The sequence below is a fragment of the Qipengyuania flava genome, from assembly GCF_011762005.1.
Taxonomy (GTDB): Bacteria; Pseudomonadota; Alphaproteobacteria; order Sphingomonadales; family Sphingomonadaceae; genus Qipengyuania; species Qipengyuania flava.
Genome location: NZ_JAASQU010000001.1, coordinates 910727 through 928399, shown reverse-complemented (window position 1 = coordinate 928399; position 17673 = coordinate 910727). Strand labels below are relative to the sequence as shown.

General features: G+C 63.6%; 19 protein-coding genes and 1 tRNA gene. 13 read left to right on the top strand and 7 right to left on the bottom strand.

Annotation, left to right across the window (positions count from 1 at the left end; genetic code table 11):
• Nucleotides 1–15 precede the first annotated feature (15 nt).
• Nucleotides 16–468, top strand: coding sequence for a 3-hydroxyacyl-ACP dehydratase FabZ (gene fabZ, locus FHS69_RS04510; protein WP_067503647.1), 453 nt, complete (start codon nucleotides 16–18; stop codon nucleotides 466–468).
• A 94-nt stretch (nucleotides 469–562) separates the two neighbouring features.
• A complete protein-coding gene (rpmE, locus tag FHS69_RS04505) occupies nucleotides 563–790 on the top strand; it encodes a 50S ribosomal protein L31 (protein ID WP_067469774.1) in 228 nt (75 codons plus the stop codon).
• A gap of 87 nt (nucleotides 791–877) precedes the next feature.
• Here the strand turns inward: rpmE and FHS69_RS04500 are convergent, their stop codons facing one another.
• Nucleotides 878–1513, bottom strand: a complete 636-nt coding sequence (locus FHS69_RS04500; RefSeq protein ID WP_067503650.1) for a prolyl hydroxylase family protein — start codon at nucleotides 1511–1513, stop codon at nucleotides 878–880.
• Between the two features lie 193 nt (nucleotides 1514–1706).
• Between FHS69_RS04500 and FHS69_RS04495 the strand changes: the two genes are divergently transcribed.
• From FHS69_RS04495 to FHS69_RS04450, 10 genes are all read left to right on the top strand, one after another.
• Nucleotides 1707–1783: transfer RNA gene (locus FHS69_RS04495), tRNA-His, on the top strand.
• 52 nt (nucleotides 1784–1835) lie between these two features.
• Complete coding sequence (locus tag FHS69_RS04490; RefSeq protein WP_166776699.1) at nucleotides 1836–2900, top strand: Glu/Leu/Phe/Val family dehydrogenase; 1065 nt, start codon at nucleotides 1836–1838, stop codon at nucleotides 2898–2900.
• Nucleotides 2901–2958: 58 nt separating this feature from the next.
• Entirely contained in the window at nucleotides 2959–3681 is a 723-nt protein-coding gene (gene ccmC, locus FHS69_RS04485; RefSeq protein WP_067469782.1) for a heme ABC transporter permease CcmC, read from the top strand.
• Nucleotides 3681–3821, top strand: coding sequence for a hypothetical protein (locus tag FHS69_RS04480; RefSeq protein ID WP_166776698.1), 141 nt, complete (start codon nucleotides 3681–3683; stop codon nucleotides 3819–3821). Before ccmC ends, FHS69_RS04480 begins: the two co-directional genes overlap by 1 nt.
• A complete protein-coding gene (gene ccmE / locus FHS69_RS04475; protein ID WP_166776697.1) occupies nucleotides 3818–4288 on the top strand; it encodes a cytochrome c maturation protein CcmE in 471 nt (156 codons plus the stop codon). Before FHS69_RS04480 ends, ccmE begins: the two co-directional genes overlap by 4 nt.
• Nucleotides 4285–6240 (top strand): heme lyase CcmF/NrfE family subunit, encoded by a 1956-nt coding sequence (locus FHS69_RS04470; protein ID WP_166776696.1) that lies wholly within the window; start codon nucleotides 4285–4287, stop codon nucleotides 6238–6240. The genes ccmE and FHS69_RS04470 overlap by 4 nt, the downstream gene beginning before the upstream one ends.
• The gene (locus tag FHS69_RS04465) at nucleotides 6237–6761 is read left to right on the top strand and encodes a redoxin family protein (protein ID WP_166776695.1); all 525 of its coding nucleotides are present in this window, start codon (nucleotides 6237–6239) and stop codon (nucleotides 6759–6761) included. Before FHS69_RS04470 ends, FHS69_RS04465 begins: the two co-directional genes overlap by 4 nt.
• The gene (locus FHS69_RS04460) at nucleotides 6758–7165 is read left to right on the top strand and encodes a cytochrome c-type biogenesis protein (protein WP_243844525.1); all 408 of its coding nucleotides are present in this window, start codon (nucleotides 6758–6760) and stop codon (nucleotides 7163–7165) included. Before FHS69_RS04465 ends, FHS69_RS04460 begins: the two co-directional genes overlap by 4 nt.
• Entirely contained in the window at nucleotides 7162–7818 is a 657-nt protein-coding gene (locus FHS69_RS04455) for a tetratricopeptide repeat protein (protein WP_166776694.1), read from the top strand. Before FHS69_RS04460 ends, FHS69_RS04455 begins: the two co-directional genes overlap by 4 nt.
• 103 nt (nucleotides 7819–7921) lie before the next feature.
• Nucleotides 7922–9865 carry a potassium transporter Kup gene (locus FHS69_RS04450; RefSeq protein ID WP_166776693.1) on the top strand — a complete coding sequence of 648 codons (1944 nt, stop codon included), beginning with the start codon at nucleotides 7922–7924 and terminating at the stop codon, nucleotides 9863–9865.
• Nucleotides 9866–10029: 164 nt separating this feature from the next.
• On the opposite strand, the gene FHS69_RS04445 is transcribed toward FHS69_RS04450, so the two are convergent.
• From FHS69_RS04445 to FHS69_RS04425, 5 genes are read right to left on the bottom strand one after another with little or no spacing between them, the layout of a single operon-like run.
• Entirely contained in the window at nucleotides 10030–10677 is a 648-nt protein-coding gene (locus tag FHS69_RS04445; protein WP_226697716.1) for an inner membrane-spanning protein YciB, read from the bottom strand.
• A complete protein-coding gene (gene ftsY, locus FHS69_RS04440; RefSeq protein ID WP_166776691.1) occupies nucleotides 10677–11603 on the bottom strand; it encodes a signal recognition particle-docking protein FtsY in 927 nt (308 codons plus the stop codon). The genes FHS69_RS04445 and ftsY overlap by 1 nt, the downstream gene beginning before the upstream one ends.
• On the bottom strand, nucleotides 11600–12775 hold the full coding sequence (locus FHS69_RS04435) for a MiaB/RimO family radical SAM methylthiotransferase (protein WP_166776690.1): 1176 nt from the start codon (nucleotides 12773–12775) through the stop codon (nucleotides 11600–11602). The genes ftsY and FHS69_RS04435 overlap by 4 nt, the downstream gene beginning before the upstream one ends.
• Nucleotides 12772–13581, bottom strand: a complete 810-nt coding sequence (gene dapF / locus FHS69_RS04430; protein WP_166776689.1) for a diaminopimelate epimerase — start codon at nucleotides 13579–13581, stop codon at nucleotides 12772–12774. The genes FHS69_RS04435 and dapF overlap by 4 nt, the downstream gene beginning before the upstream one ends.
• Before the next feature lie 46 nt (nucleotides 13582–13627).
• A complete protein-coding gene (locus FHS69_RS04425; protein ID WP_306823373.1) occupies nucleotides 13628–15319 on the bottom strand; it encodes a putative bifunctional diguanylate cyclase/phosphodiesterase in 1692 nt (563 codons plus the stop codon).
• A gap of 146 nt (nucleotides 15320–15465) precedes the next feature.
• Here FHS69_RS04425 and FHS69_RS04420 point away from each other — a divergent pair, with 146 nt between their 5' ends.
• Complete coding sequence (locus tag FHS69_RS04420) at nucleotides 15466–15873, top strand: EVE domain-containing protein (protein WP_067469813.1); 408 nt, start codon at nucleotides 15466–15468, stop codon at nucleotides 15871–15873.
• A 23-nt stretch (nucleotides 15874–15896) separates the two neighbouring features.
• Here FHS69_RS04420 and FHS69_RS04415 read toward each other — a convergent pair whose 3' ends face one another.
• A complete protein-coding gene (locus FHS69_RS04415; protein ID WP_166776688.1) occupies nucleotides 15897–17564 on the bottom strand; it encodes a thiamine pyrophosphate-binding protein in 1668 nt (555 codons plus the stop codon).
• Nucleotides 17565–17673 lie beyond the last annotated feature (109 nt).

Sequence of the window (17673 nt, the reverse complement as noted above, 5' to 3'; positions counted from 1 at the left end):
GACAGGGGCAGGGTGATGAGCGATACGGGTTTCGACGTCGTCGAGGTGCTGAAGCGCCTTCCGCACCGCTATCCTCTGCTGCTGGTCGATCGGGTCAAGGAGCTGGTGGTCGACGAACGCATTCATGCGATCAAGGCGGTCAGCTTCAACGAGGACTTCTTCCAGGGCCATTTCCCCGGTGCACCGATCATGCCCGGCGTGCTGCAGATCGAGGCGCTGGCACAGGCTGCGGGCGTGCTCGCGGTCGAGAGCCTCGGCCTCGCCGGATCGGGCAAGCTGGTCTATTTCATGGCGATCGACAACGCCAAGTTCCGCGCGCCTGTTACTCCGGGTGTACTGCTCGACCTCGAAGCCGAATTCGTGCAGAAGCGCGCGCGCGTCTGCAAGTTTGCTGGCAAGGCAAGCGTGGATGGCAAGGTGACCTGCGAAGTGCAGTTCACCGCGATGATCGCCGACGCACCCGAATAAGGTTGCCAATACGGGCGCTCGCCGCTATGCGCGCGCCTTTCCCAATCACAGCTGGACCGGTCGGAACCGTTCCGAAGCTAGAAGGACGTTTATCATGAAGGCCGAAGGTCACCCCGATTACCACATGATCACGGTCAAGATGACCGATGGTACCGAATTCCAGACGCGCTCCACCTGGGGCAGCGAAGGCGATACGCTGTCGCTCGAAATCGATCCGACCAGCCACCCGGCTTGGACCGGTGGTACCAAGCAGCTTCAGGAAGGCGGCCGCGTCGCAGCCTTCAACAAGCGTTTCGGCGGTCTCTCGCTCAAGAAGAACTGAGCGCGTCCAGCCAAGTGGCTTATTCGAAAAGGGCGGTCCCGCGGGGCCGCCCTTTTCTTTTGGCGATTGGGCGGGGCGGGATTGTGCTCACCAGCCCCAGGGTTTCTCGCGATACCATTTGGTTATCACGTATTTCCGCCCGCGGCGCACCTTCATCCCGTGGTGGATCGTATTAGGATTTTCGCGCTGGTCGGGGCGGCGGTTGTTCCAGCAGAGCAGCTTGCCGACCTCAGGTTGGAAGGTCTTGCCCAGCGCTTTGAATCGCGTCGCTCCGCCGGCCTCGACTTCGTTGAGATAGATCATGAAGGTCCATGTCCGCTGCCCGGCGACCGAACAGTAGCGATTCCAGTCGGCGCCCCCGGGATTGAAATAGTCGCAGTGCGGTTTGAATTCCTGGCCTACGTCGTAGCGCTGCCCCTGGAGCGGCTCGCCATGCGCCGGATCGATACCATTGAGCGCGAACAGCTGTTCTTCGAGCGAACGGACCGCTGGTTCCGCGGCATCGAGATCGCAAGTCTCGCTGGTTCGGAAATAGCGATCGTCGCCCGCGTCGGCGAGCGTGGAGGGGCGGCGATCCTGCTCTATCAGCTCGATAAGGCGCGCGGCGAGATCGGGCGTGACGAATGCACGCAGCTGAAGCAGCTCCGCCTTGTCGCTTGGCAGGCGCTGCATCCCTTGCCGCTCGAGCAACCGTGCGCTCGAAGATTCGCCGGAACTTGTCATGGATCAGGAGGATAGCGGGCGGCGTCTGCGCAGCAACCGCGTAAGAAAATTACGCACAGTCGGGGAATGTGCGTTTTTCGCTTCCCATTCACGGTTCATTGTGCAACAGGCACGCGCCGCTGCGCAGGGCCGCTTGACGCTGTCTTCCGCATGCGTATCAGGCCCCCTTCCCGGGCGGTTCCGGGGGCATATGGCGATCGTAGCTCAGTTGGTTAGAGCGCCGGTTTGTGGTACCGGAGGTCGCGGGTTCGAACCCCGTCGATCGCCCCATTTTCTGCCCTTTGCGCTGGCCGTCCATCAATGATTTTGGGGACGTGCAGGCATGACGGCTTTCTGGACCGAAGCGGATTTCGACGACCATGAACTGGTCCAGGTGGTGCGTGACGCCAAGAGCGGTCTGACCGCGATCATCGCGTTGCATTCGACTCACCTCGGCCCCGGCGCGGGCGGTACCCGATTCTGGCACTATGCCGAGCCGACAGACGCGATGCGGGATGCGCTGCGCCTATCGCGTGGCATGAGCTACAAGAACGCGATGGCGGGCCTCCCCATGGGTGGTGGCAAGGCAGTGATCCTTGCAGATAAGGATCGTTCCAAATCACCCGAACTGTTGGCGGCCTTCGCCGATGCGGTCGAAGCACTCGGCGGGCAGTATGTGACCGCAGAGGATGTGGGAATTTCCGAAGCCGACATGGCCGCAGTGGCTCAGCGTACGCAGTTCGTCTCCGGCCTTCCGGTCGAGGGCGAGGATGCTGCCGGTGGCGATCCTGGGCCTTTCACTGCGCTCGGCATCTTCTTGGGCATCAAGGCCGCGGTAAAGCACAAGCTCGGCAAGGACAGCGTCGAAGGCGTTCACGTCGCGGTGCAGGGCACCGGTAGCGTGGGCGGCGGAGTCGCCCGCTTGCTGGCCAAGGACGGCGCAAAGCTGACCTTGTCCGATATCCACGAGGACCGCGCGGCCGCGCTGGCCGAGGAATTGGGAGCGGATACCGCGGCGCCCGATGCGATCATGTCGGTGGCGTGCGATGTCTTCAGTCCCAACGCGTTGGGTGCGGTGCTCGATGACGAGGGCATCGCGCGGCTCGACTGTCAGATCGTGGCGGGTGGAGCGAACAACCAGCTGAAGCGCGCCGAGCACGGCCCGCTGCTTGCCGAGCGCGGGATCCTCTACGCGCCGGACTATGTCATTAACGCCGGCGGCATCATTTCGGTGACGCTTGAATATCTGTGCCGCCGCGATCGCGCGCCTTGCGACATCAACGAGGTGCGCAAGCGCATCGCGCTAATCCCCGGTCGGCTTGAACAAATCTGGCAGGAAAGCGACGTTAGCGGCGCCTCACCCGACCAGGTTGCCGATCGCATGGCACAGGAACTGATCGGTCGCTGAACTGCGCCCTTGCGAGGCCGGTTGAGCGCTGCCAAAGCAGTGCCGGACGGTAATTTCGATGCATGGCTTCGCCAATCCAAAGCGCTTCCTGTCGCTCGCTAACTGGTTGACCCCGCTGCTGCTGGTGGTCGGCCTGGTGCTGAGCGCGGGCGCCTTGTACTGGGGCCTGTTCGAGGTGCCGCCCGACCGCCTGATGGGCGAGACGGTGCGGATCCTGTTCCTGCATGTCCCGGCCGCTTGGCTGGGAATGGGCGGTTGGACCGCGATTGCGCTCTCGAGCCTTGTTTTTCTCGTCTGGCGACACCCGCTCGCGGCGCTAGCCGCGCGAGCGGCGGCGCTTCCCGGACTGGTGTTCACCGTGGTGTGCCTCGCCACCGGATCCATTTGGGGGCGCCCGACCTGGGGCACCTGGTGGGTCTGGGATGGCCGGCTGACCAGCATGCTGGTGCTGGCCTTCCTTTATTTCGCCTATATCGCACTGGCACAGGCCGCCGAACGCGAAGGCGTTTCGCCGCGCATTCCTGCGCTGTTCGGCCTGCTGGGCGCGATCAACATCCCCATTATCAACCGCAGCGTGGTATGGTGGAACTCGCTTCATCAACCGCCCAGCATCACGATGGGCAAGAGCGCGATCGACCCCGAGTTTCTGATCCCCTTGCTGGTAGCTGTGGCGGGCTTCTCGTTGCTGTTCGGCGGAGTGGTGCTGGCGCGAATGCGCGCCTTGCTGGCGGATGTTCAGGCCGAGGCCCGGTTGCGCCGCCGCGCAATGGAGGCGGTGTGATGCGCGAGGCGCTCGACCAGTGGGACTTCGTGATTGCCGCCTATGCTGTGGGAATTCTGGGCACGCTCGCCATGATCGCCTGGGCGTGGGCCGACATGAAACGCGCCGAAAAACGCCGCGAGGAAAGCCGCAGGAAATGAACGCTCTCAAACCCAAACACCAGCGACTGGTCCTGGTCGTGCTCGCACTGGTGGCGCTGGTGGGCGCCGGTTTGTTGGCTGCCTATGCCCTGCGCAATCAGGCGAGCTATTTCTACCTGCCCGAGCAGATGCTGCAGGATCCACCCGCAATCGGGCAGGCGGTGCGGCTCGGCGGCATGGTCGAGCCCGGATCGCTGCAGACCGCAGCCGACGGGATTACGCTGACCTTCGCGGTTACCGGAAAGGACGAAGCGCGCGTTCCCGTGCGTTTCAGTGGGATCGCGCCCGACCTGTTCGTCGAGGGTTCGGGTGTAGTGGCCGAAGGCCGCCTGGGCCCCGATGGCACTTTCTTGGCCGACAATCTGCTGGCCAAGCATGACGAGAACTACGTCCCGCGCGAACTGCAGGAGATGGAGCAGCACGAGGCCGCAAAGATGGCGCGGGAAACCACGGTCGGGCTCGAATGATCGCCGAACTCGGCCTCGCCGCGCTGTGGCTCGCCGCTGCGCTCGCCGCGTTGCAGATGGCGGCTGGCTTTCTTGCCCTGCGTGACGCGGCGGACGGTGCCCTCGCGGGGTTGATTCGACCGGCGGCGATCGTTCAGGGCGTGCTGGTGACGCTGTCCTTCGCCATGCTCGTCTGGCTGTTCGCGGTCACCGATCTCTCGGTCAAGCTGGTGGCTTCCAATTCGCATTCGATGAAACCGCTGGTGTTCAAGCTGTCGGGTACCTGGGGCAATCACGAGGGCTCGATGTTGCTGTGGGTCATGGTGATGGGCCTTGCCGGCGCGCTGATCGCGCTGGTCGAGCGACGTCTGCCCGAGCGCACGATGAATGCGACACTGGCGGCGCAGGGCGTCGTATCGCTCGGCTTCTACGCCTTCCTTCTGCTCAGTTCGAACCCGTTCGAGCGGTTGCCCGTACCCGCCACCGAAGGAATGGGCCTAAACCCGCTGTTGCAGGACATCGGTCTCGCCTTTCATCCGCCCACGCTCTACCTTGGCTATGTCGGCCTGTCGGTCGCTTTCAGCTTTGCCGTCGGCGCGCTGCTCACACGGCAGGTCACCCCCGATTTCGCTCGCGCGATGCGACCCTGGGTACTGGGCGCCTGGGTGTTGCTGACCATTGGCATCACCGCCGGATCCTACTGGGCCTATTACGAGCTCGGCTGGGGCGGCTGGTGGTTCTGGGACCCGGTGGAGAATGCGTCGCTGATGCCCTGGCTGGCAGCCACCGCGCTGTTGCATTCGGCCAGCGTCCTGGCCAGCCGCGACGCGCTGCGCACATGGACCATCATGCTCGGCGTGGTTGCCTTTTCGATGAGCATGGTGGGGACCTTCCTCGTGCGGTCGGGGATCTTGACCAGCGTTCATGCCTTCGCGGTCGATCCCGAGCGCGGGACCTTCATCCTCGCGCTGCTGGGTATTTTTATCGGCGGGGCGCTGCTGCTGTTCGCACTGCGCGCCAACACGATCAGCGAGGGCGAACGCTTTGCGCTAGCCAGCCGTGAGGGCGCATTGGTCTTCAACAACGTCATGCTCAGCGCAATTCTCGCAATCGTCTTGCTCGGCACGCTGTATCCCTTGCTTACCGAGGCATTCGACGTGCGCGTCTCCGTCGGCCCGCCCTATTTCAACCCGGTGGGAGCGATCTTCACGATCCCCATGCTCGTGGTAATGGCGGTCGGCCCGCTGCTGCGCTGGCGACAGGATCGGATCGACCGGATCGGCAAGGAGATCGCGCTGTTCGCGGCGCTGGTTCTTGCAGCGTTGATTCTTACCAGCTTGCTTGCGGATATCGCATTGCTCCCGCTGCTCGGCTTGGCACTTGGAGTGGGGCTGGCGGTTGCGTCGCTCATGCCCTTGCGCAGACGCAAGCTCGCGCGCACTCCGCTGGCGACCTGGGGGATGGTCACAGCGCATTTCGGCATCGCGGTCGCGCTGATCGGCATGGCGAGTGAAAGCGCCTTCACCAGCGAGCGTCTGGCTGCGGTAGAAGAGGGCGGCAGCACAAGTGTCGGTCCGTGGACCGTGGTGCTGCAGGGCGTCGAGCCTGTTGCAGGGCCGAACTGGACTGCAATTCAGGGCCGGGTCTCCGCCAGCTATGACGGCGGCGAGCCGGTAGTGCTGACCCCGCAGTCACGCAATTTCTGGGCCCCGCCGCAGCAAACCACCGAGAGTGCGCTGGTGACGCGCTGGAATGGCCAGCTCTACGCCGTGGTGGGCGATCGCTCGCCGGACGGGCGCTGGCAATTGCGGCTGTGGTGGAAGCCTTTCGTGACGCTGATCTGGTATGGCGGCCTGCTGATCGCATTGGGCGGGGTGCTGGCGCTCGTGGGCCGCGTGTTGAGCGACTTGCGGCATCGCCGGCTGGCCGCGCGGATCGCCGACCGCCGGGCCGACCGCGAGGCATTGTCATGAACTGGCGCCTCTGGATCCCGCTGTTCGCCTTCGCCGCGTTCCTCGGCCTTGCCGCCTACCAGCTGACGCAGCCGAAGGACGAATTCGTCGAGAGCCGCATGGTCGGCGAGAGCTTACCCTATTTCGAGCTTCCCCCCGCCATGGCGGGGGTCAATGGCATCGGCTCGACCGATTTTGCGGATGGTGAGCCCCGCCTGTTGAATATCTGGGCCAGCTGGTGCCTGCCCTGTATCGCCGAAGCGCCGCATCTCGAGAATCTGAAGCGTCAGGGTGCCGATATTGTCGGTGTCGCAATTCGCGACCGGCCCGAAGATGTGGCCCGTTTCCTCGCGCAGCACGGCAATCCCTATTCCCGGATCGGACGCGACGATCTTTCCGAAGTGCAATTGGCGATCGGCTCATCGGGGGTGCCCGAGACCTTCGTCATAGATGGCCAGGGTGTCATCCGTTACCAGCACATCGGGGATGTCCGCGCGAGCGATGTTCCGGTGCTGCTGGCCGAATTGGAGAAGGCCCGTTGATCCGCGCTCTCGCTTTCGCAGCTGCCTTGGTGGTCGCGCTGCCGGTGGCAGCGCAGCAGACCATGCCGCCGGCACCTTTTGCCTATCGTCAGCTGGAAAACCCGGCGCAGGAACAAGCGGCGCAGGAATTGATGGAAACCTTGCGCTGTCTCAAGTGCCAGTCGCAATCGATCGCCGATAGCGATGCACCGATGGCGGGTGACATGCGCCACCAAGTTCGAACGCGCATCGCGGCGGGCGAGAGCCCGGACCAAATCCGCGATTGGTTGACGAAGCGCTATGGCGATTACGTCAGCTACAAGCCCACTGTCAGCACGACCACCTGGCCGCTCTTCGCGATTCCCTTGCTGCTGGTGCTGCTGGCCGGGGCGATCCTTCTGCGCCGTTTCGGGAAACGCAAATGAGCTGGCTGCCGATCCTCCTGCTGGCAGCCGTCACTTTCGTAATGGCAGTGTATTGGCTGAAGCTTGCGCGCAGCCTGTGGATGCTGTTCGGTTCGGCCATGCTCTTCGGGCTCGCGGGCTATGCGCTGCAGGGCAACCCGGGGTTGGCTGGCGCACCGTCGGAGCCGGTCGCGGAAGATAATACGCAGACCGGCGAACTGATGGTGGAGGCGCGGCGCGAATTCTATCCCGCGGGCCGAATGCCCTCGCGCTTCGTCGTAACGGCCGACGCCTTTACCCGTCAGGGCCAACATGGGCAGGCGGCGAACTTCCTGCGCAATGCGGTTGCGGAGAACCCTTCGGACGGCGAGGCCTGGGTGGCGCTGGGCAATGCGCTGGTCGAGCATGCCGACGGTCAGCTCACAGCCGCAGCGCTCTATGCCTATTCGCAAGCCGAACAGGTGGCGCCGGAAAACCCGGCGCCGACCTATTTCCTCGGCCTTTCCTTCCTGCGCGCAGGCGAGCCCGGAAAAACGCTCGGCTTGTGGCGTGAACTGCTGGAAACGGCACCTGAAGAAGCGGAATGGCGTGAACCGTTGGCCGCGCGACTCGCACGTCTCGAGACGATGCTGGGTATGCCACCGGCCGAATCTCCTAACCAAAGCGAAGACTAATCAAGCGCTTAGAGAGCGTGTTGCGAGTGCGAAGCCATGCTGCTAACGCCCGCGACTTCGCCATACAGGCCGAGTGACACGATGTTGTCGGAACCAATCCCACATGAATGATACCGCGCCAGCGCAAGACCCGGTCCCCGAAGGTGTATCCGCCAAGGAAGGGCATGGGCATGGCCATAGCGGGTCGCGCACTGCGCTGGCCGTGGGGGCTATCGGTATCGTCTTCGGCGATATCGGTACCAGCCCGCTCTATGCGTTCCGCGAAACGTTTGCCGGAGCGGCGAGCATCGCAATCGACCGGTTGCACGTACTCGGCGTTGTAAGCCTGATTTTTTGGTCGATGCTGATCGTGGTGGCGATCCAGTATGTGACGATCCTCATGCGCGCCGACAACAAGGGGCAGGGCGGCAGTCTCGCCCTGGTCGCGTTGCTCAGCCGTCATATCGGCAAGTCGAGCTACGGTTGGCTGGTTGTGCTGTTGGGTGTGTTCGCCACTTCGCTGTTCTACGGCGACAGCATGATCACGCCCGCGATTTCGGTTCTCTCGGCGGTGGAAGGGCTGACCGTCGTCAACCCGGGCCTCGATGCATTGGTGATCCCGATCGCCCTGGTGCTGCTGATCTTCCTGTTTCTGCTGCAAAGCCGCGGCACGGCGAAGGTAGGTGCGCTGTTCGCCCCCGTCATGATCGTCTATTTCGTCACGATCGCGGGTCTGGGTCTCAACCAGATCATTCAGAACCCCGATATCCTGTGGGCGCTCAACCCCTATTACGCGGTAATGTTCTTCGTCACCGACGGGGCGGTGGCGTTCTTCGCGCTCGGCGCGGTCGTTCTGGCCGTGACCGGTTCCGAAGCGCTCTATTCGGATATGGGACATTTTGGTCGCGGACCGATGCGCCTGTCGTGGTTCGGTTTCGTGATGCCGTGCCTGCTGCTGAATTATTTCGGCCAAGGCGCGATGATCGCCGGACTGCCGCCCGAACAGGCAGTCGAGGTGGTGCGCAACCCGTTCTTCCTGCTCGCCAGCGAGGAATTCCGCCTGCCGCTGGTCATTCTTGCGACGGTCGCGACCTTCATTGCCAGCCAGGCGGTCATTTCGGGCGCCTTCAGCATCACGCACCAGGCGATGCAGCTCGGTTTCATGCCGCGCCTGTCGATCCGCCATACGAGCGAGACCGAAGCCGGACAGATCTACATTCCCGTGGTCAACTGGGCGCTGATGGTTGCAGTGATCATCCTCGTCCTCACTTTCCAGACGTCCTCGAACCTCGCGGCTGCCTACGGCATCGCGGTTACCGGGGCGGTCACGATCGATACCTTGCTAATGGGCGTGCTCTTCGTCGGCGTATGGAAATGGAAATGGTTCATCGCGTTACCGGTGGTGGCCTTCTTCCTGATCGTCGATGGTGCCTATTTCGCAGCCAATCTCGCAAAGGTCCCCGATGGGGGGTGGTTCCCGCTGGTGGTAGGCCTCGTGGCATTCACGCTACTCACGACGTGGGCGCGCGGCCGCAAGCTGATGCGCGACCGGATGAGCGAAACCGCGCTGCCGATCGAAATTTTTGCCAAGAGCGCCAAGAACTCCGCCACCCGGGTGCCGGGCACTGCGATCTTCATGGCAAGCCAGACTGCGGGCGTTCCCAGCGCGTTGCTGCACAACATCAAGCACAACAAGGTGCTGCACGAACGCGTGGTCATCCTGACCGTGCTGATCGCCGACACACCCTATGTCGACAGCGACCGCCGTTGCGAGATCCACGATCTGGGCGACGGGTTCTATCGTGCGGTGCTGCATTACGGCTTCATGCAGGAAACCAATGTGCCGCAGGGCCTCAAGGAGATGGAGCGCTGCGGCGGCGAGTTCGACATGATGCACACCAGCTTCTTCCTGTCGCGGCAGACACTGCTGGCGAGTGACAAGCCCGGCATGCCGATCTGGCGCGAGAAAATCTTCGCATGGATGCTGCGCAATGCGGCAACCGCGATGGACTTCTTCAGGCTGCCGACCAACCGCGTGGTCGAACTGGGCAGCCAGGTCGAGATCTGACGCGGGTAGGGTGCCGTTGGCGCCGTACAGCGGCTTCGCGATGATGGCTGGAACGCGCGCTTGCTAAAGCGTGCATCCTGTCATGCCGGATCATCGCTATGAGGGCCGATGCTTTGCCGCGAAAGCAAGACTTCAAGCTTGCTTCAACTTGTGTGATCAGTCGGTCATGCCGTCGGCGGTTCGTCCTTCACGACCTCGTCACGATCTTCCAGCGCCAGCCCATGCTTCAGCAGCATGGGTATCTGCGTGAAGGTGAACAGGAAGCTTAGCGGCATGAACACCCACAGCTTCGCCCACAGCCAGCTTTCGAAGCTCAATTGCATGCGCAGGACTTCGTTGAGCCCCGCCATGAACACGAAGAAAATGCCCCAGTTGCGTGACAGCTTGAGCCAGCCCTGCCGGTCTACGCCCTCGAATGCGGCCTCGAGCAGGATTTGCAGCAGCGCCTTGCCGCGCAGCCAGCCGCCGATCAGCAGGACGCCGAAAAGCAGGTAGATCGCGGTCGGCTTGATCTGGATAAACTTCTCGTCCTGCAACCAAATCGTGAGCCCGCCGAAGCCCACGATCAGCGCGGTCGACAGGATCAGCATCGGGCTGACGTGCCCGAATTTGAACTTGCTGAACACCAGCGCCACGACCGCTGCGACCATGAAGGCGATCGTGCCGTAGATGACGGCTGCAATTTCGCCGAAGGTCGATGTCTCGGGCGGTTGGTAGAACTTGTAGACGCCGAGGAAGACGAGCAGCGGCCCATAATCGACGAGGATGTTAAGCCAGCCCGACTTGGGCTTGGGCTTGCCTTGTTCGTTCATCATGCGACCCCTGCAATGACACGCGCGACCAGATCGGGATCGAACGGGCGCAGATCGTCGATTTTCTCGCCCACGCCGATGGCATGGATCGGCAGGCCGTATTGTTCGGCCGCCTGTACCAGAACGCCGCCGCGCGCGGTGCCGTCGAGCTTGGTCATCACCAGCCCGGTAACACCCGCCACTTCCTTGAATACGTCGATCTGGCTGAGCGCGTTCTGGCCATTGGTGGCGTCGAGCACCAGCACCACGTCATGCGGTGCTTCGGGGTTCAGGCGCCCGAGGACTTTGCGGATCTTCGCCAGTTCGTCCATCAGTTCGCGCTTGTTCTGCAAGCGGCCGGCCGTGTCGACGATCAGCGCATCGGTACCGACATCGGTCGCCTGCTTGACCGCGTCGAACACGATGCTCGCCGGATCGCCGCCTTCGGGACCGCGCACGATCGGCACGCCGACACGATCCGCCCAGGTCGCCAGCTGGCCGATCGCGGCGGCACGGAACGTATCACCCGCGGCCAGCATCACGGCGTAATCGTCTTCCTGAAACAGGTGGGCGAGCTTGGCGATAGTGGTGGTCTTGCCGCTGCCATTCACCCCGATGACCAGCAACACCTGCGGGCGCGGAAATGCCGTGATCTCGAGCGGCTTCGCCACGGGCCGCAGGATCGCGGCGATCTCTTCCGCGACCGCTTCCTTCAACTCGCGCTCGCTGATCTCGAGACCGAAACGCTTCTCCGCCAGCTTCGCGCGGATCCGCGCGGCGGCCGACGGCCCGAGATCGGACAGTATCAGCGCATCCTCGACATCGTCGAGCGTGGCATCGTCGAGCTTGGCGGTGCCGACCACTTCGGTGAGATTGCTGGTCAATTTCTCGGAAGTCTTGCGAAAACCCCCGAACAGCCGGTCGGTCCAGCTTTGCTTGTCGGTCATTCTAGAAGGCCATTCTCATGCTTGGACGGCGTCACGGTCACGATGGTGCCCGGGACCGTGCCGTCGGGCAGGCCGCAGCGGGCGAAATGCGGGGTGTAGCCGGTGCCGTCGCGTTCTGCGAGCACCGAGTGGGGCGAGCCGATCAGCGAAGCCAGCCAGTGATCGCGCACCTCGCGCGCTGTTTCCCGCAGCTCGGCGGCGCGGCGCTTGATCGTGGCGCGATCGAGCTGGGGCATGCGCGCGGCTGGCGTGCCGGGGCGCGGCGAATAGGGAAACACGTGGCAGTGAACGATCTGCAGCTCGCGGATGATCGCGAGATTCGCCGCGTGATGCTCATCTGTCTCGGTCGGAAATCCGGCAATCAGATCGGCGCCAAGCGCAAGGTCGGGCCGGTGCTGCCGGAGCCGGGCGACCAGGTCGAGCGCGTCCGCGCGAAGATGCCGGCGCTTCATCCGCTTGAGGATGAGATCGTGGCCGTGCTGCAACGAGAGATGGAGATGCGGCATCAGGCGCGGCTCATGTGCGAACAGGTCGAACAGCAGCGGGTCGATCTCGATGCCGTCGAGCGAGGACATGCGTAGCCGCTGGAGCTGCGGGAAGGTGTCGAGCACCGCGGCGACCAATTGCCCGAGTGGAGGCCGCCCGGGCAGGTCGTGTCCCCAGGATGTGACATCGACCCCGGTCAGCACGACTTCGGGCGCGCCGTGGGCAATATGGCGTTGGACCTCATGCAGCACTTTTTCGATGGGAAGCGAGCGGCTCGTGCCGCGGCCCTGCGGGATCACGCAGAAGGTGCAGGCGTGGTCGCAGCCGTTCTGCACCGCGATAAAGGCGCGCGTGCGGTTCTGGGGGGCGGGGGGCGCATCCGCAGGCACGTTCCAGGCGCGCGCATCGAGCTTTGCCGTATTGGCGACGAGGCCGTCGACCTCGGGCATGGCAGCAAGCTGGTCGCGTTCGATATCGGCCGCGCAGCCGGTCACCAGCAGGCGGGCATCTGGATTGGCGCGGCGCGCGCGGCGGATCGCCTGACGGGTCTGCCGCACGGCTTCGCTCGTGACCGCACAACTGTTAATCACGACGAGGTCGCGTTCCTGCGCCAGCATCGCGCCGATCTGCTCGCTTTCGGAAATGTTGAGTCGGCAGCCGAGCGAGATGACCTGCGGTTCGCTCACGCGTAGTCGCTCCATTCGAAGCTGCCGCGATAGGCCTCGCTCGCAGGCCCGGTCATCACGATGCGGTTGTCGGATCGCCACGCGATAGTCAGATCGCCGCCGGGTAAGCTGACGGTGACCTCGCGTTCGACCAGGCCGCGCCGCATCGCATGTACCGCAGTGGCGCAGGCACCGGTCCCGCAGGCGCGCGTGAGACCGGCCCCGCGTTCCCATACACGCAAGCGGATATGCTCGCGGTCGATCACGCTCGCGACGTTCACATTCGCCTTCTCGGGAAACAGCGGATCGTTCTCAATGTCGGGTCCGATCGTGTCGAGCGGGACAGCGTCCACGTCGCCGACGAAGAATATGACATGCGGATTGCCCACATTCACCGCACCCGGCTGGTCGAGACCGTCCCAGCCCACCGGCAGAGCAGCGGTATCCATGGCATAGGCCAGCGGGATTGCGTCCCAGTCGAACCGCGGTTCGCCCATATCGACGCTTGCCCCGCTCCCGCTGGGTTCGACTGCGATGAGACCGCCATCGGTTTCGACCCGCGCAGGGGCGCCATGCAACAGTGCGACCGCGCGGCTGGCATTGCCGCATGCCCCGACTTCGCTGCCGTCATTGTTGAAAATCCGCATACGGAAATCCGCAGCCTCGCTCGCCGTGAGCAGGATCAGCTGGTCGCAGCCGATCCCCGTACGCCGGTCCGCGATGGCGCTGGCGGTGGCCTGGTCGATGTCAGGCAGTTGCCGCGAACGTGCGTCGAGCACGACGAAGTCGTTGCCCAGCCCGTGCATCTTGATGAAATCGACACGCATCCTGCGGCGCATCTATGCACTCGCCGCTGCAGCGTCCAGTACCGTGTCACCCGGCGCGTTTATCGCCACCCTGGCGCTTCTCGGTGGCGGTGAAATCGACCTTAGTGACATTTGAGTGCCGGTCCTTGGCCAGCAGGTCTTGCCGTCCGAGCCTTTCGAGCACCATTCCCGCGGGTTCGGGGCGGCCGTAATGATAGCCCTGGCCCTTCATCTTGCCCATCCGCTTGAGCGTCTCGAGCACGACTTCGTTCTCGATGCCTTCCGCGGTCACGGGCAGGTTCAGCCCGTCGCTCATGGTCAGGATAGCGTCGACCAGCTTTTCGCCGTGTTCTTCCTGCTTGAGTTCGGAAATGAACGCACGATCGATCTTCAGCCGGTCGAACGGCAGGCTGCGCAGTTGCGACAGGCTGGAATAGCCGGTGCCGAAATCGTCCAGGCTGACCCGTACTCCCTGATTGCGCAAGCTGCTGATCATCGAACGGACCATGCCGACATTCTCATGCAGGCAGCTTTCGGTAATCTCGATATCGAGCCGGCAGGCAGGGAAATTGTGACGTACCAGTAGCTTGAGCAGCTTCTGGGCGAACCACGGATCACGCATCTGCACCGGCGAGATATTGACCGAGAGGGTAAGTTCGGCGTCCCATTCCTTGGCATCTTCGAAAGCGCAGGCGATCAGCGCTTCGCTCATTTCGCCGATGACGCCGATTTCCTCGGCGATGGGAATGAAGATGTCGGGTCCGACGACTCCCATTTCGGGCGATTCCCAGCGCGCCAGCATTTCGAAGCCGACCAGCTTCCCGCTTTCGAGGTCGATCTGCTGTTCGTAATAGGGGCGGAACTCGCCATTGGCGATGCCGCGACGGATGCCTGCTTCCAGTTCGTTGCGGAAGCGCAGCTCGTTTTCCATCTGCGGTTCAAACCAGTAGAAGCGGTTCTTGCCCTGCTTCTTGGCGTGGTACATCGCGATATCCGACTTGTGCATCAGCCGTTCGGCCGCATCCTCGCCATCGCGCGCATTCTCCATCTGCGTGCTGGAGGCGATCCCGATCGACATGGTGACATCGACCGGTGTGTCTCCATATTCGACCGGCCGTGCGACATGTTCGATCATGCGCGTGGCGAGCTGGTCGACGCGGTCGGGCACCTTGGGGTGGTACGGCACGACGCAGATGAATTCGTCGCCACCCAGTCGGGCCAGGATGCCGCCGTCGGGCAGCAGTCGTTGGATCCGCGCTGCGGTGTTGCGCAGCACTTCGTCACCCGCTTGATGACCATGCAGATCGTTGACCTGCTTAAAGTTGTCGAGATCCACCGCGATTGCCGCCAGAGCCTGCTCGCGCCGTTCGAGATGTGTCAACAGGTCGCCCAGCGCAGCAGTGAAGCTGCGGCGGTTGTAGCAGCCGGTGAGGTGGTCGATATCCGCTAGCCGGCGGGCTTCTTCTTCCGATGCGCGACGCGACTTGAGCTCTTCGGTCAGCGCCTTGTACCGGTGCCAGCCGAGCAGGATAAGCGCGATGTTGAGCAGCAAGGCATTGGTCAACGCGGCATCGAGCGACGCCGCCTCACCCTGCCAGGCATCGATCAGATTGGGCAGGACCACGCCCGCGGTGCCCACGAACAGGATGATCGCGGCAAAGGCGATCCCCAAGGTGACCATGTCGTGCTCGCGGCGAGCGGGCTTCGCGCCCGGCTTGGCGGCTCGGCGGTCGGTGGTCCTGGCAGTCTTTGCGGTCAATCCCGCCCCCTGGGTTCGATTTGCCACTCTGGCTTAGGGCGGGTCGCCTAAAAACAGGTTAACTGGGCGTTTCGCAGGGCTGGCCAATGACGAGCGCAGCCGCTACCCGCGCGGTAACCCAATCTATTCACGGAGACGCTTCCGCGATGCGTTACTGGCTGATGAAATCCGAACCATTCAAGTACAGCTGGGACGATCTTGTCGCAGAGGAAGAGGGCACGTGGGACGGCGTGCGCAATCATCGCGCGAAGAACAATCTGGCGGCGATGGAAGTCGGCGACCAGTGTTTCTTCTACCATTCGCGGGAAGGGCTGGAGATCGTCGGCATCTGCGAGGTCAGCGTGGCGGGCATCACCGATCCGACCGACCCGGAGGGCAAGTGGGCGGCGGTCAAGGTCAAGCCCAAGACCAAGCTGCCACACCCGGTCACGCTCAAGCAGATCAAGGCCGAACCCAAGCTGGCCGATTGTGAGCTGGTAAAGCTGTCGCGCCTGTCGGTGGCGGAAATCAAGCCCGACGAATGGTCGGTCATCTGCTCCATGGCGGGAATCTGACCCGGTCCTAAAAGGACTGAGGCCTAGCGGGCGCGTAGCCCGCTGACACTCGCTCCACTGGCTGCAAGCTGCTCGATATCGATGGTGCAATGGATGAGGCGAATGCCGCTGCGTCCCTGCGCAGCGATAAGCGCTTCCTTGAATTGCTCGGTCGTGGCGGCGTGCGTCGACCATGCGCCATAGGCTGCGCCCAGCGCGGCGAAATCGGGATTGGCGAGCCGGGTGCCGCTGATCCGTTCTTCGCCGGGGAATTCGCGCTCTTGGTGCATCCTGATCGTGCCATAGGCGGAATTGTCGACCACGATAACGATCAGATCGGCACCATGCTGTGCAGCGGTTGCCAGTTCCTGGCCGTTCATCAGGAAATCGCCGTCGCCCGTAACGGCTACGACGGTGCGTTCCGGGTGGCGGAGCGCTGCCGCGACCGCGGCCGGAACACCATAGCCCATCGCGCCGCAGGTCGGCGCCAATTGCGTGGGGAACCCCTCGTAGCGCCAGTAACGGTGCCACCAGCCCGAAAAATTGCCCGCGCCATTGCAGATGATCGTGTCCGCAGGCAGCGTGTCGCGCATGAACTGAACCGCCTGGCCCATGTCCAGCGCGTGATCGTTGGGGTGCGCTGTCGCCCATTCTTCCCATTCCGCATGTGCCTGTGCACCCGCGTCGAAATCAATCACCGCGCTCTCGTCCCACAGGGCCGCGCTTTCGGCGAACTCGTCCATGCTTGCGCAAATGGCGAGGTCGGCGGGGTAAACGCTGTTCAACTCGTCGGCATCGGGATGGACATGCACCAGCTTGCGATCGGGCGCAGCAAGCGGTGGCACGGTGTATCCGTCGGTGGTCGCTTCGCCCAGTCGGGCGCCGACCGCGAGTACGAGGTCGGCTTCGCGTACCCGGTTCACGAGTTTGGGGTTGGGGCCATAGCCCAGATTGCCCGCATAGACCGGGCTCGAGGGCGCTATTGCGTCCTGCCGACGGAAAGCGGTGGCAACCGGAAGCCCAAGCCGTTCGGCAAATAGCTGAAAATGTGCCCGGGCCTTCGCATTCCAGCCCGCACCACCGATAATCGCGATCGGCGAGGCGGCATCGGCGATCAGCGCCATCAGCGCCTGCATCGCGTCGGGGCAGGGGGCCTGCGCCGGGCGCTCCACCCGCGGGCGCGGAAAGGCGCTCGTAGCGCGGCTCAGCATGTCTTCGGGCAGGGCGAGAACCACGGGGCCGGGGCGGCCCGAAACGGCCATGGCATAGGCCCGCGCGACATATTCGGGGATGCGATCGGCGGAATCGATCCGCGCAGCCCATTTCGCAATTGGCCCGAAGAAGGCGGTGAAATCGACTTCCTGGAAGCCTTCGCGATCACGCATCTCGCTGTCGACATCGCCGATGAACAGGATCATCGGCTGCGAATCCTGCCGTGCGACATGCACGCCGATGCTGGCATTGGTCGCCCCCGGCCCGCGCGTGACAAACGCGATGCCGGGCCGACCGGTCATCGCCCCGTCGGCGCAGGCCATGAAGGATACTCCGCCTTCCTGCCGGCAGGTCACGAGTTCGATTGCATCCTGCCGTCCGAGCCCGTCGAGCACCTGGAGGAAGCTTTCCCCGGGCACGGTGAAAATGCGGTCGCATCCCTGTTCGATGAGACAATCGACAAGCAGTCGGGCGGCTGGGGGCGTGTCGGGCGCAGTCATGCTGCGGCGGTTACCGCGCCGTGCGTGCGGGCGCAATCGCCGTACCCCTCCGGTGGCGCGACGCAGGCGTGCCGATTGGGGACAACTCGAATTCGACGGGATACAAAAT